18 protein-coding genes are annotated in these 19517 nt (G+C 48.6%); 7 read left to right on the top strand and 11 right to left on the bottom strand.

The window, feature by feature from the left end:
- Positions 1 to 215: 215 nt before the first annotated feature.
- Positions 216 to 611, top strand: coding sequence for a response regulator (locus AWQ24_RS09950; RefSeq protein WP_012307547.1), 396 nt, complete (start codon positions 216 to 218; stop codon positions 609 to 611).
- A 61-nt stretch (positions 612 to 672) separates the two neighbouring features.
- Here AWQ24_RS09950 and crtB read toward each other — a convergent pair whose 3' ends face one another.
- The 4 genes from crtB to AWQ24_RS09930 all read right to left on the bottom strand — a co-directional run bounded on the left by crtB (position 673) and on the right by AWQ24_RS09930 (position 4637).
- Positions 673 to 1614, bottom strand: a complete 942-nt coding sequence (crtB, locus tag AWQ24_RS09945; protein WP_012307546.1) for a 15-cis-phytoene synthase CrtB — start codon at positions 1612 to 1614, stop codon at positions 673 to 675.
- Positions 1615 to 1750: 136 nt separating this feature from the next.
- Positions 1751 to 3166 (bottom strand): 15-cis-phytoene desaturase, encoded by a 1416-nt coding sequence (pds, locus tag AWQ24_RS09940; protein ID WP_062434879.1) that lies wholly within the window; start codon positions 3164 to 3166, stop codon positions 1751 to 1753.
- Positions 3167 to 3335: 169 nt separating this feature from the next.
- Positions 3336 to 4208, bottom strand: coding sequence for a universal stress protein (locus AWQ24_RS09935; RefSeq protein ID WP_012307544.1), 873 nt, complete (start codon positions 4206 to 4208; stop codon positions 3336 to 3338).
- 249 nt (positions 4209 to 4457) lie between these two features.
- Complete coding sequence (locus AWQ24_RS09930; protein WP_012307543.1) at positions 4458 to 4637, bottom strand: NblA/ycf18 family protein; 180 nt, start codon at positions 4635 to 4637, stop codon at positions 4458 to 4460.
- A 258-nt stretch (positions 4638 to 4895) separates the two neighbouring features.
- On the opposite strand from AWQ24_RS09930, the gene AWQ24_RS09925 reads away from it, so the two are divergent.
- From AWQ24_RS09925 to AWQ24_RS09900, 6 genes are all read left to right on the top strand, one after another.
- Complete coding sequence (locus AWQ24_RS09925) at positions 4896 to 5756, top strand: DUF72 domain-containing protein (protein WP_065716723.1); 861 nt, start codon at positions 4896 to 4898, stop codon at positions 5754 to 5756.
- A gap of 465 nt (positions 5757 to 6221) precedes the next feature.
- Positions 6222 to 6707, top strand: a complete 486-nt coding sequence (locus AWQ24_RS09920; protein WP_012307540.1) for an allophycocyanin subunit alpha — start codon at positions 6222 to 6224, stop codon at positions 6705 to 6707.
- Between the two features lie 83 nt (positions 6708 to 6790).
- Positions 6791 to 7276 carry an allophycocyanin subunit beta gene (gene apcB / locus AWQ24_RS09915; RefSeq protein ID WP_012307539.1) on the top strand — a complete coding sequence of 162 codons (486 nt, stop codon included), beginning with the start codon at positions 6791 to 6793 and terminating at the stop codon, positions 7274 to 7276.
- 225 nt (positions 7277 to 7501) lie between these two features.
- The gene (locus AWQ24_RS09910) at positions 7502 to 7705 is read left to right on the top strand and encodes a phycobilisome linker polypeptide (protein WP_012307538.1); all 204 of its coding nucleotides are present in this window, start codon (positions 7502 to 7504) and stop codon (positions 7703 to 7705) included.
- Between the two features lie 196 nt (positions 7706 to 7901).
- Positions 7902 to 10136, top strand: coding sequence for a PBP1A family penicillin-binding protein (locus AWQ24_RS09905; protein ID WP_012307536.1), 2235 nt, complete (start codon positions 7902 to 7904; stop codon positions 10134 to 10136).
- A gap of 121 nt (positions 10137 to 10257) precedes the next feature.
- Positions 10258 to 11238, top strand: a complete 981-nt coding sequence (locus AWQ24_RS09900) for a DnaJ C-terminal domain-containing protein (RefSeq protein WP_012307535.1) — start codon at positions 10258 to 10260, stop codon at positions 11236 to 11238.
- On the opposite strand, the gene AWQ24_RS09895 is transcribed toward AWQ24_RS09900, so the two are convergent.
- The 7 genes from AWQ24_RS09895 to AWQ24_RS09865 all read right to left on the bottom strand — a co-directional run bounded on the left by AWQ24_RS09895 (position 11239) and on the right by AWQ24_RS09865 (position 19153).
- Entirely contained in the window at positions 11239 to 12018 is a 780-nt protein-coding gene (locus AWQ24_RS09895; protein WP_012307534.1) for an RNA polymerase sigma factor SigF, read from the bottom strand.
- Between the two features lie 329 nt (positions 12019 to 12347).
- Positions 12348 to 13376 (bottom strand): tRNA lysidine(34) synthetase TilS, encoded by a 1029-nt coding sequence (tilS, locus tag AWQ24_RS09890; protein ID WP_065716722.1) that lies wholly within the window; start codon positions 13374 to 13376, stop codon positions 12348 to 12350.
- 53 nt (positions 13377 to 13429) lie between these two features.
- Complete coding sequence (locus tag AWQ24_RS09885) at positions 13430 to 15187, bottom strand: KGK domain-containing protein (protein ID WP_065716721.1); 1758 nt, start codon at positions 15185 to 15187, stop codon at positions 13430 to 13432.
- Between the two features lie 146 nt (positions 15188 to 15333).
- Entirely contained in the window at positions 15334 to 16350 is a 1017-nt protein-coding gene (ccsB, locus tag AWQ24_RS09880; protein WP_065716720.1) for a c-type cytochrome biogenesis protein CcsB, read from the bottom strand.
- Positions 16351 to 16441: 91 nt separating this feature from the next.
- Positions 16442 to 17599, bottom strand: coding sequence for a 7,8-didemethyl-8-hydroxy-5-deazariboflavin synthase subunit CofH (cofH, locus tag AWQ24_RS09875; protein ID WP_065716719.1), 1158 nt, complete (start codon positions 17597 to 17599; stop codon positions 16442 to 16444).
- Entirely contained in the window at positions 17596 to 18405 is an 810-nt protein-coding gene (gene proC / locus AWQ24_RS09870) for a pyrroline-5-carboxylate reductase (protein WP_065716718.1), read from the bottom strand. Before proC ends, cofH begins: the two co-directional genes overlap by 4 nt.
- Positions 18406 to 18559: 154 nt before the next feature.
- On the bottom strand, positions 18560 to 19153 hold the full coding sequence (locus AWQ24_RS09865; protein ID WP_065716717.1) for a cell division protein SepF: 594 nt from the start codon (positions 19151 to 19153) through the stop codon (positions 18560 to 18562).
- Positions 19154 to 19517: the final 364 nt, after the last annotated feature.

The following is a 19517-nucleotide window of genomic DNA, read 5'->3' as shown; positions in this document are numbered from 1 at the left end:
TAGGGCTCTCTGTCGCAAAAAACATTGTTATGGATTCGCTTTGCTTTGGGTAGAAATAAGTTACGCGATGTCTTTAATTCAAGGGGGTAATAATCGAGGTGGCAGAGATGATATATTGTGCTTCTGCTCAATGGCCCGCAAGACCCCAGTGATTACGCCATAATGAATCCCAGAATTGATTGTTTGCAGTTGTCCCTAATCTCAAGAAAGTAGTTATGGCCACGATATTGATAGTTGAAGATGATCCGATTAATGTGCGTGTTTTCAGCACAATTTTGCAGAAACGGGGACAGTTTGATGTGCTCTGCTCTGAGAATGTCGGGGAAATTATGGCCTTAACGTCAGCGGGAAAGGTTGATCTGGTGATGATGGATGTTTCCCTAACGGCAAGTCTCTATGAAGGGGAGTCAGTGGATGGAATTCGGATTACCCAAATGCTCAAAGCAGATCCCCAGACGAAGGAAATTCCAGTGATTTTAGTGACAGCCCACGCGATGCAAGGCGATCGCGAAACCTTCCTGAGCAAGAGTGGGGCTGAGGGGTATATTTCTAAGCCAGTGGTTGATTATGATGATTTTTTGCAGCAGATTCATCGCCTAATCGGAGAGTAACAAATAAAACTTGGCGATCGCCTTTTTTTGGCTTCAGTGAAAATCCGTTGGCGTTAATGGTTTACAACACTTGCGATCGCAGTAGGGCGACGGGCAGATAAACCATTTTCTTGGCCGTCGGCACATAGGCGCGGCGGTTAAAGACATCGTAGTCATTTTTCTCGATGATATCGAGGATCCCTTGGTATAGCATCAAGGCAGACCACACCGGCCAGCGGGCATCGGGATGGAGCGACCGAATTCCCCGCTCGGCAATTTGGTAGTAATGGCGGGCCCGCTTAATTTGAAATTTCATTAGCGATCGCCACCGCTCATCGATGACCCCCGCGAACAAGTCCTTTTCGGAATAGTTAAATAGCGCTAAATCTTCTAGGGGCAGGTAAATGCGACCACGGCCCCGGTCTTCCCCCACATCCCGGAGAATGTTCGTTAGTTGATTGGCAATCCCCAGGGCGATCGCCTCTTCCGTCGGCATCTGAGACTGGCTTTGGCGATTCCAGGGGGCCGTATTAGTGCGATTTTCTAAACCCATGACCGCCCCGGACATCAGGCCCACAGTCCCAGCGACTCGGTAGCAATAGAGCTCTAGATCTTCAAATGTTTCATAGCGACTCCGGTACAAATCCATGCGCTGCCCAGCAATCATGTCCCGAAAGGGCTGGATATCAAGGGGAAAGCGATTCAAGCTATCCACCAAGGCCACATCTGGATCGGCAACCGGTTGCCCCGCAAATACAGATTCGAGATCCCGCTCCCATTGATCGAGGGTTTCTGGGGTAGTATTAACCGCTTCTGGCCCATCAACCAGTTCATCGGTGCGACGACACCAGACATAAATGGCCCAAATTGCCTCGCGTTTTTCCTTGGGCATGAGGAGGGTGCCTAGGTAAAACGTCTTAGAATACATCGCCGTAACAGTACGACAATATTCGTAGGCCTCTTCACGGGAGATGAAGGACGAGGCAGTGGGTGGGGAAGGTTGAAGTCTAGACAATTGCAGCATGCGTTGCGGGCGAAGTGTCTGGGGAGTCGTTTCCGGGCCTCCCCGTGGGCAAAAAAAGCCATAATGATTGTCGCATTGTACGAGTCAAATGGGAAATTAATCTTAATTTTGTCAAGAAGTCTCCCACAGACTGATTTTATGCGGCAACGGAAACAGTGGTGGCCTGGTCAGCAAGGGTGGTTTCAGCCGCTTTCGCAACAGCTTGGGCGGTGAGTTTCCCGGAGAGGACGGCCCCTTCCATACTGGCGAGATAGCGCTGCATTGTGTAGTCCCCAGTGAGGAAGAAGTTGGAGATGGGTGTCTCCTGGGAGGGACGGTGATCTTGGCGACCGGGGGTTGACTTGTAAACGGAGCGGGGAGTTTTCACCACATGGTACTTCAAAAGTTTGGCTTGATTATCACCCGTAAAGTCATCGGGGAAGAGTTGTTGCAATTCTTCCATGGTGGCGGCGATGATCTCCTCATCGGACTTGCTAATCCAGTCCTTTGCGGGGGCCAAGACCAGCTCTAACATGGATTTGTCGCTGTAGTAGCCACGGCAAGTGTTGCTCATGTCCGCATACACGCTTAATAAAGGCGATCGCGAGAAGAGGAGATGATCCACATCGGTTAATTTGCGATCAAACCACATGTGCAGGTTGATTACCGGGACGCCTTCGAGGCCATCCAGCTTCTGGAAAAAGGACATTTCTTTCCAAGGCTTGGGCAACATTACCTTGAGGGGATCGACGGGCATCGCTGACACATAGGCATCGGCGGTGAAAAATTCGTCTTCGGCCCCGTTTAGACCGCGCAGGAGGAAGCCTTTTACAGAGCCATCATCGTTGAGTTGAATTTCTTTGAGGGGACGATTGAGATGGACTTCGCCGCCCCGTTCAGTGATGTAGTCCACGATGGGTTGACAGAGGCGTTCGGTGGGAGAGCCATCGAGGAAAGCCATTTTTGAGCCGTTCTTTTCTTGGAGGAAGCGGTTCAGGGCGGTGAGCAGAATGGTGGCAGAAATTTCATCGGGGTTGATGAAATTCAAGGCTTTGGACATGGCGATGAAAACTTCTTTCTCGACCCGCTCAGGAATTCCTTGTTTCTTCATCCATTCGGACCAGGAATATTGATCCATGTCTTCGACATATTTTTGGCCCTGTACCATCGCCGGAATTAAGCCGATGCCAAATTTGATTTTTTCTTCCCAGGTGAGCATGTCGTTGTTGCGGAGGATGGCAAACACACCGTTGATGGGAGCAGGCAGATCGGGGAAGTCGAACCGGGAATAGGTACCGGGAGCATCGGGCTGGTTGAAGATCATCGTATGCTCTTTCCACTGCAGACGATCTTCGATGTCGAGTTCTTTAAAGAGCTGGAGCATATTGGGGTAGGCTCCAAAGAAGATGTGTAAACCAGTTTCGTACCAGTCTCCATCTTCGTCTTGCCATGCGGCGACTTTGCCACCGAGAACGTCTCTTCTTTCGAGGACAATAGGAGTATGTCCTGCATCAACAAGGTATTTCGCACAGGATAATCCTGCTAATCCGGCTCCGGCGATCGCAACTCGCATGGTGAAGGGCTTCCTACTCTAACGAACGACAACTAAAAATTAGATGTTGTTCATTATACTTTGCAATTCGTTACATTTGAGTTTTTCTCCAGAAATCCCTTGATTTTCCACAAAATTAACGGTCTAAATTGCGGCAAGGGCGATCGCCTTTATTTTGATGCCAGATTACCTACATCGGAAAAAATAGGGTCGGGAACCAACTGCGGTGTAATAAATCGCTGGCATAGCTGTGCACCGTGAGTTCAAGGAGTTGATTGCGGGGTTTGCTGGCGATGGCGATCGCACTAATATCTTCTTTGACGGCGATATCAAGGGTTTCACTGAGGGGATTGCCAATTTTAACGGCGGTTTTGACCGTCAGTCCCAAGGCTTCTAGCTCCCCTTTAACCTTCGCGAGTTTTTCCTCGGCTTCCTTTTGGAGATATTCAATCTGAATGCGCTGGATACCAGAATTATCGAGGACGGACAACAAAAAACAATTGGCGATCGCCCCTTGGGGCGCATTTTTCGCAAAAGTCTTCACCTGTTCAATTAAATATTTCGCCTCATCACTGCCATTGTAAGGAAGCAGCAGATATCGCCACAGATGGCGGCAACGCAGCGCCAACTCCTCACAAGTATAGGTAGAGACAATCTGGGGCCGGAGGATCATGATCGGCTTTTTCAGAGACTTGATCAGACCCAGGCTCGTACTGCCAAACATTTTTTCTTGGATTAAATTTTTGATGGGGGTGCCCACCAAGATGACATCACATTGATATTGCTCAAGGACTTGGGGAATATTATCGAGGGCATTCCCAGAAACAATTTCTACTTTGACATCTGCACCAGCCGGCACCTGGGTGAGGGCCTTGGAAAGATGGGCTTGGGCAGCGGCAACTTTTTCTTTGTCAATGCGGGGGATATTGCCTTCTGTCCAGAGGGGCACACTGTGGAAAAAAACAATCCGGGATAGTCCTCCCTGTACCAGATTTGCGATGCAGCCAGTGAGTCGATCTAAGCCATCGGAAAAATCTGTACAGACTAAGGCGCTATGAAACATGGCAATATCGCTAAAAATTGTGGGCTAAGAATCAAAATTTTCTTTACGGTAGCATTTCTCCCCGAAGAAGTTGAACTGCAAGTCAATAAATCGTTTGGAATTTTTTCTCTACCCCCACATCCCTAGCGTGATGCTGTTGTGATCAGGCTTGAGAAGGAGGCCAGTGAAAAATATTCACGTTCACCAGTGGATGCTCTTAGTTGGAATAAACTTGACTATTAGTGCTGTTTCCAGCATTTGGACTATTCCCTAGAGTCCCCATTGGTGTTTGATCACTTCTTTGTACATATTCTCCCGTGAGAGCATTTGCTCATAAAGTTTTACGAGGTGCTCTAGGGCTTGCTCACGATTCATCTGTTGCACTTGGTTTTCGAAGGAACGGAGACTGAATTGTTGTTCTAATGAGAGTTCGTTATTTGTTGGAAACATAGTTATCTCCTGAACAGTTTTGACAATTAATACTGGGCTGAATTTCTACTGATGCAGAAATGCCCGGCTAACTATTACATATTGTAAACAATTATTGACAACTGTGTGATTGCATCAATTCGTTTTTAGCGATTCTTCCCCCAAGAAGTTGCTCAAAGTGAACAAAGCAATGAGTAAAAATACTTGTTTGTCTGGATTTCTAGATAAAATCAGTAAAAATCAGGGACAGCCAAACTAGCAGTAGGGAGAAATGTCTTCGTGGTACAGGAATTTCGTTTGGGGTGTGCAGTCTGGGCCTACCGGGGTTGGTTAGGGGATTTTTACCCAAGGGGCAGTGCTGCGAAGGATTTTTTGAGGCTCTATGGCGATCGCCTCCATGCCGTAGAAGGAAATACGACGTTTTATGCAGTGCCATCCGCTGAAACTGTGACACGCTGGCGGGAACAAACGCCCCCCGAATTCCGCTTTTGCTTGAAATTTCCCCAGACCATAACCCACCAAGGCCCGTTAATGGCTCAATTAGACCAGGCAAAGGCGTTTATCGACCGGGTTGCACCTTTAGGCGATCGCCTAGGCTGTATCTTTGCCCAGCTTCCCCCTTACTATTCCCCGAATTACTACGACGATCTACAGGCATTTCTACTCGCTCTGGCAGATTCTCCCGTCACCCTAGGCGTAGAAGTACGCCACCTCGACTGGTTTCAGACGCCCCATCGCCTGCGCCTTGACACCCTGCTCGCTCACCACAGTGTGAGTAAAGTTCTATTAGATACCCGCCCCATTTACAATTGCCCCGATAACCCCCAGGCCCATTCCCAACGCCCCAAACCGGAAGTGCCGCTGATCCCAACAGTAACGAACCAGAAAGCCATTGTCCGTTTTATCAGCCATCCCAAACGTTCCTTAAATCAGCCCTACTTCGAGCAATGGTGCCAGCAGATTCAGCAATGGTATGCCGCTGGCCACTCCATCTATTTCTTCATGCACTGTCCTATCGAAGATCACTCCCCCGGCCATGCCCGCTATTTCCAAAAACAACTACAACAGGCCCAGATTCCAGTGCCGCCCCTCCCCTGGCAGGAGCTCACCCCCGAACCAGAACAACTCAGTCTTTTCTAAAAACCATTGGCTTTCGGCATCGACCCCCCAATCCTGGCATTTTCATGCCCGACAAAGTCTATTCCATGACAAAATTCGAGGTCTATTTTTCAGTAAACCTGCCAGCAACTGAGAAAAATACCAGCTCTAGTCCCTCAGGACAGCACTCAACCCAAGATCCCCCTTAGCCCCTGTAGATGTTAAAAACTGTTACGAAACAACAAGGAGAGGTGACACAGTAACGCAAAATATTTGCGGATGGCTGTAGGAAAACCTAGGACAGTGTCGGCTTATTTCTCTGATGAAACATTTAGGTAGTAATCCGGACGCTTAGGGGCTTCACACACCCACAATGTTGGTTTTAATTTGAGCAATATAAAGCAAATTAAAGAAAGCCACCATTCATTTGATAAAAAACCAGTTTAAACCTAAAATCTGGTAATTATTTACTTTATTTAGTCTCATATCTAGAGGAGGAATCCATAGATGAGTATTGTCACGAAATCCATCGTGAATGCCGACGCTGAAGCTCGTTACCTCAGCCCCGGTGAACTCGATCGCATCAAAGCTTTTGTTACTTCTGGTGAAAGCCGTCTTCGGATCGCTGAAACCCTGACTGGCTCCCGTGAGCGCATCATCAAATCTGCTGGTGATGCCCTCTTCCAGAAGCGCCCCGACGTTGTTTCTCCCGGCGGTAACGCTTACGGCGAAGAAATGACTGCAACTTGCCTCCGTGACATGGACTACTATCTCCGTCTAATCACCTACGGTGTCGTTGCTGGTGATGTAACTCCCATCGAAGAAATCGGTCTTGTTGGCGTTCGCGAAATGTACAAGTCCTTGGGCACTCCCGTTGATGCGGTTGCTCAGGCCGTTCGTGAAATGAAAGCTGTTGCGACTGGCATGATGTCTGGCGACGATGCAGCTGAAGCTGGTGCTTACTTTGACTATGTCATCGGAGCAATGGAGTAATCATAAAATTTGATTACTTTCTCCATAGTGGTTTTTACCCTCTGGAACTTCGTTAAGACCTACTAAGATAAGGAATTATAACAATGCAAGACGCAATTACTTCTGTAATCAACTCTGCTGACGTCCAAGGTAAGTACCTTGATGGCAGTGCAATGGATAAGCTCAAGGCTTATTTCACAACTGGTGCTCTCCGTGTCCGTGCTGCTAGCACCATCAGTGCTAACGCTGCAGCAATTGTAAAGGAAGCTGTTGCTAAGTCTCTCCTTTACTCCGATGTAACTCGTCCTGGTGGCAACATGTACACCACTCGTCGTTACGCTGCTTGTATTCGTGACCTCGACTACTACCTCCGCTATGCAACCTATGCAATGCTTGCTGGCGATCCTTCCATCCTCGATGAGCGTGTGCTCAACGGTTTGAAAGAAACCTACAACTCCCTCGGTGTACCCGTTGGTTCTACTGTTCAAGCAATCCAAGCAATGAAAGAAGTCACTGCTGGTCTTGTCGGTGCTGACGCTGGCCGTGAAATGGGTGTTTACTTCGACTACATCTGCTCTGGCTTAAGCTAATGCTTCGCATCTGTCGGATGCAAATGGTGTAGTAACCCAATTGAGTTCGGAGGTATGCGCTCACTGTCTAGCTCTTTATAAGCTTTTACTAGGTTTATCTGGGTACAAGTTTTGGGGATCTAGAATCTGGGTTGCGACTTCCGAACTTTGCTATATCAGCCTTGATAATAAAACTCTTTCAGATAAACGACTGGGTTCAAAAACTTTTAAGGAGATCATTAAGCTATGCGGATGTTTAAAATTACGGCCTGTGTACCAAGCCAAAGCCGAATTCGGACACAGCGTGAATTACAAAATACATACTTCACCAAGCTGGTTCCCTACGACAATTGGTTCCGTGAGCAACAACGCATCATGAAGATGGGCGGCAAGATTGTTAAGGTGCAACTGGCAACTGGTAAGCCCGGCACCAATACTGGTTTGACCTAAATACAAATCGTCAAGTGTCCATCTGTTTTTGGGTTTGACTTGGGGAGGTCGATTAACGGCCTCTTATTTTTTTGGCAAAATCTGGGGTCATTGGCAAAAATTTGGTTCACGAATGGGTAACGAAGTCTAAATTTCACGCCAAAATTGACTACCCTAGATCTTGTATTTTCAGTGTCTCTTTGTGGTGGTACTCGCGATGACCCAACAAAATCCCCAACCTCCAAAAACACAATTGGGACAGATGGTCACCCAAGCCTTCAACACGATGGTTCACTTTGGGCAGCATACCCTCAAGCCTGGTGCTCGTGTACCTGAGTTACACATTGAAGGCCAGACACAACCTTTTCCGTTGATTGGCGATCGCCACACAGGGGGCCGGAGTTCGAGCCAAGATATCACCATCCGCAACGAAACGGTGAGTGCCCAACATTTTTCACTTAGTAAAGATCCCGAAAATCCGCGCCATTACCTCATCCATGACGAACGCTCTTCTAATGGTATTTATGTCAATCGGCGTAAAGTTAAACATTTTCCCCTCCGCCATGGCGACGTGATTCATCTTGCGCCCCCCGAATTAGCCCAGGCCGCTTGTTTGACCTACCGTTATGAAATGCCGGTCTGGGTCAAAATTATTCGTTATGGTCTGTTAAGCGGTGGTGGTTTCGTCGGTTTCTTGACCTTGTTTTTGCTATGGCAATGGACAAAATATCCTTTAAATCCTCTTCCCTCCGGCGTTACAGGCCCTGTCGTGATTTTTTCCCGGGACGGAGAGACCGCGATTAATCCTGTTACTACCGATAGCCATCGAGAACTGCAGCGGCTCAAGGATTTTTCACCTTACCTAAAAAACGGGGTAATGGCTTCTGAGGATGCCCGTTTTTATTGGCACCCAGGCATTGATCCCATTGGGATTGCGCGGGCGATCAGGGTGGCCCTTTTACGGGGAAGCGCGACCCAAGGGGCAAGTACAATTACGCAACAGGTGGCCCGGAGTCTATTTCCAGAGGTGGGGCGAGAAAAAAGTGCCAGCCGTAAGTTACGGGAAATAATTGTCGCCTTGAAGATGGAAACTTTCTTCAGTAAAGATGAAATTTTGCTGCTGTATTTAAACAAGGTTTACCTGGGGGTGGGCCAATCGGGTTTTGAGGATGCGGCTCAGTTTTATTTTGATAAGTCGGCCCGAAACCTCGATTTGCTGGAATCTGCGACTTTGATCGCCATGTTGCCTGCCCCAAATGCCTTTAATCCCATTGTTGATCCGGATAAATCCCGCGAACAGCGCAATCTTGTGATTGACCGGATGCACAAGTTAGGGATGATCACCGATCAAGAACAACGTCAGGCAAAGTTGACGCCCATCGAAGAGCGTTTAAGTGAAGAAGCCCGCCGTTCGCTATCGAACAATGCCGCTCCTTATTTCTATGGCTATGTACAGCAGGAGTTGACGGAATTACTGGGGGAAGATGCCCTGAAAATGGGGAATCTCTACATCGAAACGGGGCTGGACATCACGATGCAACAGAAAGCGGCCTCGGCTCTCAAGGCCTCCATTGAGCAGGATGGCACCCAGGTCGGATTTTCCCAAGGGGCGATCGCCACCCTCGATAGCGACACGGGTGAAATTCTCGCCATGGTTGGCGGCAAAGATTATGCCGAAAGCCAATTTAATCGCGCCGTCCAGGCGAAACGACAACCGGGTTCAACCTTTAAAGTGTTTGGCTATGGTGCCGCCCTTGAACAAGGCATTTCCCCCTACACTGCCTTTTCCTGTGCGCCTCTCAATTGGCAAGGACAACAATACCGTGGTTGTGAGCGCACCAGCACCGCCAGTACCGATATGTTTCGCGGCATGGCCCAATCTGAAAATGCGATCGCCCTGCGCATTGCCCAGACAGTGGGGTTAGATGGCGTCATTAACTTTGCCCAACAATTAGGCGTAGACTCACAACTGAGACCCTCCCCTGGTTTGATTTTGGGAGAAAGTGAAGTCTCTGTTTTAGAAATGGCAGGGGCCTATGCGACCTTTGCCAACGACGGTACCTGGAATAAACCCCACGCCATCCGTCGGATTTTTGACAGCAGCGACTGTACTGGTGAAACCATTGATAGCTGTCATTTACTCTACGATTTCAGTAACCGCGCCGATCTCCACCGAGAACAGGTCATTTCCCGCGATACCGCCCGCACCATGACCAGTATGCTTCAGGGAGTGATTCAAGGGGGCACAGGCACCGCCGCCCGTCTGGGCCTTGATGAAGCCGGCAAAACAGGGACAACGAACAGTAATGTTGACCTGTGGTTTGTTGGCTATGTCCCCTCCCAAGATTTAGTAACGGCCATTTGGTTGGGAAACGACGATAATAGTCCAACCCGGGGCGGGAGCTCATACGCGGCTAAACTGTGGGGCGCTTACATGCGTGAGGCCTTTTAAAACCGCTTCCAATACGGAAATCTAACAACGCACCATCGGGAAAACCAAACCATTCTTGGCAGAGCAATTTGCTATTCTATGGTGTAGTGAATCATGACCCCCGCAAGGAGGCTTAATTTCGATGGCAGCAACGGATTTTAAAGATTACTATTCCATCCTTGGGGTCAGTAAAAGTGCCTCTGCCGATGAAATTAAGAAAAAGTTTCGCAAGCTCGCTCTCCAATACCATCCTGATCGCAATCCAGGCAATGATGCCGCTGAAGCGAAGTTTAAGGAAATTAGTGAAGCATACGAAGTCCTTTCTGATCCAGAAAAACGGCAAAAATATGACCAGTTTGGCCAATACTGGCAACAGGCTGCTCGCGGGGGCGGTAGTCCCTATGGTGGCGCTGGCGTAAACGTCGATTTTGAGAACTTTAGTAACTTCGACTTTGGTAATTTTGGCAGCTTTGATGAATTTATTAACGATTTACTCGGACGAGCCGCAGCGAGTGCGGGGCCAAGAAGTACCGGGAATCCCTACAGTGATTTTGGTTTCAATACAGCAGCGAGTGGTACAACCCAAGGCGCCGATCGAGAAGCAAATATTCAACTGACATTGTCCGAAGCCTTTCGCGGTGTTGAAAAACGGTTGAGCCTAGGCACAGAGACAATTACAGTCAAAATCCCAGCAGGAGTAACCAACGGCAATAAAATCCGTGTCAAGGGCAAAGGTTCTCCTAGTGCCATGGGCGGCCAGAGGGGTGATCTGTATTTAATTGTTCAGCTCCAGGCCCATCATTTTTTCCACTTTGAAGGGGATAACTTAATCTGTACTTTACCCATTACCCCCGATGAGGCTGTGCTAGGGGCATCTGTCGCCGTCCCAACGCCGGATGGTATGGTGACGATGAAAATTCCCCCAGGGATTAAATCAGGACAATCACTGCGACTCCGAGGCAAGGGCTGGCCCAAACCAAAGGGAAACCGCACGGATCAGCTTGTCAAAATAGAAATTGCTGTCCCTGCTGCACCCACCGAAGCGGAAAAAGAGTGTTATGAGAAGCTCCGGGCGCTTAATTCTTTTAAACCCCGCGATCGCCTCCAAAATGTAAGCCTCTAACTAATCACCACCGAGGATTTTCTTAAGGGAATTAATCCCTTTTTTAATCCGCCGTGACACGGTAATAACACTCACTCCTAGTAGGTCAGCGGCCTCTTTTTGGGTAAGGTCATGGAGAAAAACAAATTCCAATACCTTGCGGGTATGTTCTTCGAGTTGAGCAAGGCCCTGTTGAATGCGAATTTGATCTTCAATGGCCAGTTGAAAGCTTTTGTAACCCGGATCCGGAACCAGATCTCCTAAAGAAGTATTTTCCCCTTGGTCAGCTTTTACAGAAACATCAAGACTGACAGGATCACGGTTTTGATAAGCCAGATTAATGGATTGCCATTCAGTTACAGAAATGTTGAGGTGTTCAGCGATTTCGATGGCAGAGGGTTGTCGATTATGTTCTTGGCGAAAAGTGTGGATAAAGCGATTAGACTGTTGCCGCAATTGCAACATTCGGCGGGGAATACGGACAGTAGAGCTTTTATCTCGCAGGTAATGTTGAATTTCACCGCGGATATAGGGATTCGCAAAGGAACTGAAAGCGTTGCCCCGCTCTAGGGTAAATCGCTCAATGGCCCGGAGTAAACCCAAGCTCCCCACCTGCATGAGATCATCAAAATTTTCGCTACATTGTCTCGACCAATGGTGGGCTTCTTTGCGAACCAAGCCAATATTTAAACTTACAATCTGATTACGAATTTTGACATCTTGGGACTGCCGATATTCCTGTAACAGTTCCAGGGTTTTTGACTTAATATTGTCACTAACTTTTGTCGTCGTAGGTTCCATTATTTTTCGGCCAGATTAATGGTCAAGCGATTACTGAGAAATGGATTGGAGCAAGCTAAAAAAGATACGCTATTTTTCTGATGAAAAACTTCAAAATTAATGCGAGACTAAGGGAGGATTTTGGGAAGGATAAATTTAGATACCCCTAACATCCATCAGTTGTACTATTCGTGATCATAATATTGGCATAGGTAGATCCGAAATAGTATTGATTTTTATCAAAATTCACTACTTTTTACGGAATCTTCAACAAAACTCCGTGAAACTACTGAAAAACCAGGGAAGATGACCTTTTAAATTCTTTCCAAAGACTCCCTAAATCTACGGAATTAATAGTCTTTGGCCTGCGGCGGATAATGATCTTGATTATTAGTTGATTTGGGTAAATTTGATTTTAGTGCTTCCGGCACAAGCCATTCTCCCATGACTTGCAGTTGAATTTTACCGGGTAAAGTGCTGAGGCGATCGCCATTGCAGCCATGAAGTAACTCGACTGTAGCGCTAATTTGGGCGAAGGTGGGCATTTTGGGCAAAACTTGCTGGAGGTATTGCCGGATAATGCGACGTTGGAGGGCAATGTGTAAGGGCTGTAGGACAAGGCGATGGAGATGTTGCTGGGGAGTTAGGGCTTGCTGGAGATATTGTTGGGCGATCGCCTCAAGGTAGTCATTTTCATCCTGCAAAATGAGCGCTGTTTGGGCAAGGTGTTTATCGGCTTGGGTGTTTAATGTCCGTAAATGGGGCAAGATTTGCTGGCGTATTTGGTTGCGTTTAAAGCGCATTTGTTGATTGAAAGGATCAAGACACACAGGCAGATTAAATTGTCGGCAAAATTCCCCCGTTTCCTGTCGCGTAATTGTCAACAAAGGACGCACCAACTTGACCTTGTTGGAGAGCGATCGCCGTTCGGTGAGACTGCCTAGACCAGCCGTCCCCGCCCCCCGCACCAGGTTATATATTAAGGTTTCTGCACGGTCACTTTGAGTATGACCCGTCACCACATAGGCCTGATCGAGTTGTTCTGCTAAGTGAGTTAGGGTGTCATAGCGCCAGCGGCGTGCCGCATTTTCTGTTTCTGGAAGAGAAGACGCCGCGCGGCAGAGGTAGAAAGGTAACTGCCATTGTGCCCCCAGAGTTTGTACGTGGGCGGCAATCTCTTCATCACCGGGCCAGCCATGGTGACAATGGGCGATCGCCAAGGACCATTGCCAATGGCGTTGTAAGTCCAGCATCAACCGACTTAAACACACAGAATCCTGCCCGCCGGAGACAGCCATGATGAGCTTGGCCCCTGCAGGCAATAAATTTGACTCCTTCAAATGTTGGTGTAGCCGCGCGTGTAAAGGACTCCAGTTCATGGAATCATCGATCTACTAATACGCCCATAGGATCATTATCTTCGTATCCAGGCTTATGGCTTTTTACGAAACATCGCAACATTGATAAACTGGCCCAGATCATCCTCCGATGCTTGGGTATTTTGGGTACTTGAAACTTCTGAGTCATCAAAAAGATCGTCTAAATCGAGATCACTATCTTCGGATAATGGCTCTTCTGCCTCATCTAAAGACAACTCCAAATCCCCTGACAGATCATCTAGACTTTCGGCGTCCTGACCTGTAAACACCGTAAACGGATCATCTGCCTCTGAAACATCCGCCTGGGTTGGTGCTTGATCTTCTGTCACCCCTTCAAAGGGATTAGGGGCCTCAAGAGAATCTGTTTCTAGGGCTTCAGGAGTACTTTCTGTCTCCATCTCCGGTAGATCTTCTGGTAGATCTAAAGTTTCTAAATCACCAGTCTCAGGGGTTGGGTTCTCTTCCAATAGGGATTGGAATAAATCGTCTTCCTCTGGAATCTGCTCCGGTTCATCAAACAGGTCTGTAAGGGCCATTTCCTGTTCTTCAATGCTATCGACGGTGATTGCAGTTGGCTCATCGTCGTCGGCAAATTCATCTAAATCTAAATCAAGATCAAAATCTCCCTCTTCTGTATCACCAAACAAATCATTGAGATCTTCGTCAGAAATTGCTTCATTTAGCGCATTAGCTGGTGTGTCTTCCGCAAATAATGCCTCTAAATCATCGGTTTCTTGAAGCTCAGCTTCTGCCTCTGAAGCTTGTTGCTCTGGGGATTCAGAAGTTTCTTGATCAAAAATATTTTCTAAAAACTCTTCATCCGGCTGCACCAGAGTCTCTTGAAAAACAATGGTTTCTTTACCATTAACGGTGGACTTTTCAACGGGTTCTGAGGTGCTAGTCGAGATATTCTCCTCACCGTGATCAGCTTCTGGGGCGATCCCGGTAAAATCTGCTTCAGGAGTCATTGTCTCGGCAAAGTCTGGCGCCTCTTCTAACTCCTCTGAGTCTAGGTCTTCTGAGAAGGTATCAGTGACTCCCGCAGTTTCCTCTGATGCCGTGTCAGGCCCATGAATTTCAGGTTCTACTTCGGCAACAGCAGCATCAAAATCAAAGTCTTCTTCCCCGAACAGATCATCAAGGTCGTCGATTGGTTCTGCCAAGTCTGCTTCGGCTGTGTCGCTAGATTCTTCAAAAAGGGCCTCAAAATCATCGAGGTCATCCTGATCAGAGAAATCAGCACCATCGGCAGTTGCTAGATTTAAATCTTCTAAATCTGCACTAATATCTTGGGGCTCGACCTCCATGTCCGGCAGGTCAAGGTCTGGTAGATCTGTCTCTGGGGTATCAGATTCAGAATCATCAAAATCCAAACCAAGGTCAGCAAATTCTGCTTCGTTAAACTCTAGTTCCAAATCATCAAAGTCTGATTCTGATTCAGAAGTCGTAGAGGCAGTCGCACTAGGGAAATCACTGGCAGCTACCGAAGGAAGGAGATCAGCAGCTGCCTTAGGCTTTGGGTCTGCGCTTGCCTCCCCACCGTCTTCTTCGGCAAATTCAAGGTGTAGCCTGACTTTTCCTTTGACCCAACCAGAGGCACCAAACCGCAGCACATCACATTCAATGCCGTTATCCGTTAACCAATCAACGGTTTCTTCGGTGAGTCCCCCCAACCCTTGTTCTAGCAAGAGTTGCTTTAAGGCGGCGGCGAACTCGTCAACGCGAAAAGTGCTATGGCCGATTACAAAACGAGATTCGCTATTAATCGACAGCACTTCACCGCTGCTCAGTGGTTGAAAGTTTTTGCTCACGGTTATTTCCCCACAGTGTCAAAATAGTTAGGTCATCAAGCTAAAAGAGGGTTCGGGCGGATTGATCACAATTCCCGCCTTTGTGTCTTATTTTAATCGGGCTTTTCCTACGGAAATGTCTTTTTCTCTTTAAAATTTACGGATTTTTAGAAAAACCAACCGTAGGAATGCAATCCTTTACCAAGAATATTGACCCCTAGATAACATACCCAAACGACTAAAAAACCTGCCGCTGCGAGAAAGGCGGGTTGTCGACCTTGCCAACCCCGGGTGATACGGGCGTGTAAATAAGCGGCGAAAACTAACCAAGTGATCAGGGCCCAGGTTTCTTTGGGATCCCAACTCCAATAGGAACCCCAGGCTTCGTTGGCCCAAACGGCACCGGCAATAATCCCAATGGTCAAAAGCGGAAATCCTAGGCCAATGATGCGGTAGCTGATGTTATCGAGGGTATCGGCAAGGCTCAACATCTGGGGACTGAGAGCTGGGGTCGTAGTGAGCTGCTGGAGGTCAGGGGATGCTAGGACGGCAGTATTACCGTTACTTTGGGGTTCGGTTTTTTGAAAAGCGACTACGGTCACTGGGGTTTCGTCGGTGGTGTTTTGGGGCTGACGGAGTCGATAGCTGCCATTACCAACGGAACTGCCTCGCAATTCAATTTTCTGGCCTTTGGTGACAATTAAAAAGGCGATCGCCAATAGAGATCCCACCAAGAGTGCGGCATAGCTGATCATCATCACACTGACATGCATCATCAGCCAGTTAGATTTGAGGGCCGGGACAAGGGGCGCGGAATTTTGCATTTCCGCCGGGAGCGATAGGGCAGCAAAGGCCGTGATCCCCATGGCAACCGGAGCAGTAATTACACCGACCCAACGACTGCGGCTCATCCATTCAGCCACGAGGTGCATGGTGGTTACCCCCCAGGCGAGGAAAAAGAGCGATTCGTAAAGATTACTAAGAGGGAAATAGCCGGCTTCTAACCAACGGGCTCCCAGGAGGGTGGCCATACAGAGATTGGCGATCGCCACGCCGAGGGTACCTAAACCGGTTAAGCCCGGAATGTTCGGAAACGCAGCCCCGCCCCAGTAGAGGAGCATCGTCAAGAAAAGAACCAGAAAAGAAGTGTTATCTAAAAGGCTTTGGAGTGCGACCAAATCCATTGTGCGATTCTCCTAAAAAAATATCGATCAAAAAAGCTTGGACTTTTAGCGGACTGTAATTAAAAAATTTTTATCGTTACTTATTTTCCCATTAGATCATATCGGCTGAGCTCCCCCGACGGCTATGTCGATCCTGATAGAGGGTGGTACGTTCTGCGGGAAGGCGATCCACTGAGGCGATCGCCATTCGTAGCTGAGAGACCGTTAAACAGGTTCCCCCTTGGGCCCCAGCCATGGTTGTAATGTGTTCTTCCATGAGGGTGCCGCCCAAATCATTGCAGCCCCAACGGAGGGCAGTGGTGGCCCCCCCTAAGCCCAGTTTGACCCAACTCGGCTGGTGATTGATGATCCACTTTCCAAGAAAGAGACGCGCCACTGCCGTTAATAACAGGGTTTTTTGTAGATCCGGTTGATCCCGGCCCACTTTTTTGCGGAGTACCTGGGGCGCGGCTTGACCGACGAAGGGCAACAGAATAAATTCGGTAATTTTAGCGAGTTTACCCTCGGCGATCGCCTGTTGTTGCAGTTGCCGGATCTGGGCTAAATGTTGTACCTGGTGCAATGGTGTTTCGATGTGGCCACAGAGCATTGTGCTGGTGGTCGGTAGTCCCAGGTGATGGGCTGTACTGACAATTTCTAGCCAAGTTGCCGCCTTTAACTTTTCGGGGCAAATTTGACGACGAATCTGATCGTCGAGGACTTCTGCCGCCGTACCCGGTAGGGAACCAACGCCAGCGTCCTTGAGGGCAATGATTACATCCCGGAAGGACAGCTGATCCTCGCGGGCAATAAATTCAATTTCCTGGGGAGAAAAGGCGTGGAGATGCAAACCCGGAAAAGCATCCTTCAAAGCAGCAACCAAATCGAGGTAGTAGTCGAGCGATCGCCCATTACGTTTTGCCTGGGGATTTAACCCCCCCTGGATGCACAGTTCCGTTGCCCCCTCCGCCCAGGCCGCCGCCGCTTTTTCCTGGAGTTGTGCTTGATCGAGCCAAAAGGAATCTGGATCTCCCGCATCCCGTCGAAAGGCGCAAAAGTGACAGTGCTGCTCACAAATATTAGTGAAGTTTAGATTGCGGTTCACCACATAGGTAACGGTTTCCCCACAAAGCGATTGTCTGAGGGTATCAGCTGCCATGCGGATACTTTCGATGGCCTCCGGCTCCGTTTGGGAAAGGAGGAATACTCCGGCCTCAACCGTGAGATCAACACCGGCGATCGCCGCATCTAGTACCTGCAGTAACTTCATCCTTGGCCTAACTCGACAGAACGGGCCTTCGCCGCGGCAACAGCAGCAATGACCCCTGAGCGAAACCCGTGGGCTTCAAGGGCCGCAACACCAGCGATGGTAGTGCCCCCTGGACTGGTCACCCGGTCTTTGAGTTGAGCGGGATGTAAGCCGGAGGTTTGGAGTAATTCAGCCGTTCCCTTGACCGTTTGGAGGGCGAGTTGTTGGGCCGTGGCCCGGGGCAAACCTACCGCAACGCCGCCATCGGCCAGGGCTTCTACCATCAAGGCCACAAAAGCCGGGCCAGAGCCAGAAAGTCCAGTTACCGCATCCATCAGAGACTCTGGTACTGCCACCACTTCACCCACAGCCCCAAAAATTTGTTTTGCGAGGGCGACCTGGGCCTCTGAGACGCGATCCCCAGGGGCGATCGCCGTCATCCCTTGACCAATAATCGCCGGTGTATTCGGCATTGCCCGTACCACTGGATAGTCCCTAAAACCATCTTGTAACTGAGCCAGGGTCACCCCAGCGAGGATTGACAACACAAGGGGGCGCGTTGATAGCTGTTGACCTTGGATTTCGGTACTGACTTGGTTAAAAATTTGCGGCTTGATTGCCAACATCAGAACCTCAGAGGCGATCGCCGCTTCCTGGTTACTGGCCGTGACACCCACCTGATATTCCTGTTGTAAATAGGCCCGTCGCTCCGCCACAGGTTCACTCACAATCACATCTGCTGGCAAGTAAATTTGTTCCTTGAGGAGCCGCGCCAGGAGTGCTTCTCCCATAACACCACCGCCAATCATGCCGAATTTTGCCGCCATTTTAATTCTTCACATTCATCCCTGAAATGACGCATTCATCTTGACTGATTTTTTCCCAGAAGGCAAATGCAGCGCACCAAAAAGGGGACAGAAAATCTATCCCCAAAATTTGGCGATCGCCTTGGACCTTACAGCGTTTTTGTTGGGCCAATTCTTATTGGGCCTGGGCCATCGGTGTCATTTCATCACTCCAAGCGGGAGCAGGGGCCGCTGGGCGAGCCGGGGCAGCCGGGGTGGCAGGAGTTTCTTCGCGGCTTAAGCTATTTGTGACTTGCACACAATTCGGTGTAAAGAGGAAAATGCTATCGCCAATCCGTTCTTGGTGGCCATCAATAGCAAAAGTCCCACCCGCAACAAAATCTACTGCCCGCTGTGCTTCGTCGGGATCCATCATGTTGAGATTGAGGACAATGGAACGTCGATCCCTAAGGGCTTGGATAATTTGGGGCATTTCTTCAAAGGAATGGGGCTCACAAACAACCACTTCAGCCGGGGAGTTACTGACGCCAGGGAGGCCGATGACATTGTTACGAGTGGGGGTGGTGTTAGAGTTCATGGCAAAGTTAGAAGCAACGGTAGGGTTTTCAGATAGACGACGGGGGGCAGGCGCACTCTCTTCGGGCAAAGGGGTGGGCATTTCAGCAGGATAGAGGGCATGATAATCGTTGTTATCAATTTCCCCTTCATAGTATTCTTCGTATTCTTCTGGTTCGTTGAAGCCTAGGAAGTTACGTATGCTGTTGAACATGGGGCTAAATATCCTTGGTTATAGGGTTTTCAATATTGATTGATAATATGCTTCGTCGGCTTGGTAGATGGTGGGCAACATCTCCAAAAATTGTTTGTCCAGGATATAAGGCTCGAAGGGTGAAGAGACTTGACCAAGACTTAGGTAATTTTGAGCATATTCTAAGGGATGAATTATCTAGGGTTTCGCCAATTTAAAATTCTTAAGCTTGGCGATCGCCTTGGGACATATGGCTTATTTTGCCCTAAAAGTGAAGTTTTGGAGAATCGACATTGATAAGATTTTGTGAATCAAACATTGCAAATTCTAGATATTTTTCATCAATAGAATTGTTGCAAGAGGATCAATTTCAAAATTCTTTATG

The sequence above is a fragment of the Picosynechococcus sp. PCC 8807 genome (assembly GCF_001693295.1).
Lineage (GTDB): Bacteria > Cyanobacteriota > Cyanobacteriia > Cyanobacteriales > MRBY01 > MRBY01.
The sequence above is the reverse complement of the archived record's forward strand: the minus strand, read 5'-3'. Positions and strand labels throughout refer to the sequence as shown.

What these genes read in the sequence shown, in the direction of transcription:
- pds (WP_062434879.1), bottom strand. Translation starts at nt 3,166, where the DNA reads ATGCGAGTTGCGATCGCCGGAGCCGGATTAGCAGGATTATCCTGTGCG.
- AWQ24_RS09865 (WP_065716717.1), bottom strand. Translation starts at nt 19,153, where the DNA reads ATGTTCAACAGCATACGTAACTTCCTAGGCTTCAACGAACCAGAAGAA.
- AWQ24_RS09910 (WP_012307538.1), top strand. Translation starts at nt 7,502, where the DNA reads ATGCGGATGTTTAAAATTACGGCCTGTGTACCAAGCCAAAGCCGAATT.
- AWQ24_RS09935 (WP_012307544.1), bottom strand. Translation starts at nt 4,208, where the DNA reads ATGTTTCATAGCGCCTTAGTCTGTACAGATTTTTCCGATGGCTTAGAT.
- AWQ24_RS09905 (WP_012307536.1), top strand. Translation starts at nt 7,902, where the DNA reads ATGACCCAACAAAATCCCCAACCTCCAAAAACACAATTGGGACAGATG.
- crtB (WP_012307546.1), bottom strand. Translation starts at nt 1,614, where the DNA reads ATGCTGCAATTGTCTAGACTTCAACCTTCCCCACCCACTGCCTCGTCC.
- AWQ24_RS09930 (WP_012307543.1), bottom strand. Translation starts at nt 4,637, where the DNA reads ATGTTTCCAACAAATAACGAACTCTCATTAGAACAACAATTCAGTCTC.
- cofH (WP_065716719.1), bottom strand. Translation starts at nt 17,599, where the DNA reads ATGAAGTTACTGCAGGTACTAGATGCGGCGATCGCCGGTGTTGATCTC.
- AWQ24_RS09920 (WP_012307540.1), top strand. Translation starts at nt 6,222, where the DNA reads ATGAGTATTGTCACGAAATCCATCGTGAATGCCGACGCTGAAGCTCGT.
- AWQ24_RS09950 (WP_012307547.1), top strand. Translation starts at nt 216, where the DNA reads ATGGCCACGATATTGATAGTTGAAGATGATCCGATTAATGTGCGTGTT.
- ccsB (WP_065716720.1), bottom strand. Translation starts at nt 16,350, where the DNA reads ATGGATTTGGTCGCACTCCAAAGCCTTTTAGATAACACTTCTTTTCTG.
- apcB (WP_012307539.1), top strand. Translation starts at nt 6,791, where the DNA reads ATGCAAGACGCAATTACTTCTGTAATCAACTCTGCTGACGTCCAAGGT.
- proC (WP_065716718.1), bottom strand. Translation starts at nt 18,405, where the DNA reads ATGGCGGCAAAATTCGGCATGATTGGCGGTGGTGTTATGGGAGAAGCA.
- AWQ24_RS09900 (WP_012307535.1), top strand. Translation starts at nt 10,258, where the DNA reads ATGGCAGCAACGGATTTTAAAGATTACTATTCCATCCTTGGGGTCAGT.
- tilS (WP_065716722.1), bottom strand. Translation starts at nt 13,376, where the DNA reads ATGAACTGGAGTCCTTTACACGCGCGGCTACACCAACATTTGAAGGAG.
- AWQ24_RS09895 (WP_012307534.1), bottom strand. Translation starts at nt 12,018, where the DNA reads ATGGAACCTACGACGACAAAAGTTAGTGACAATATTAAGTCAAAAACC.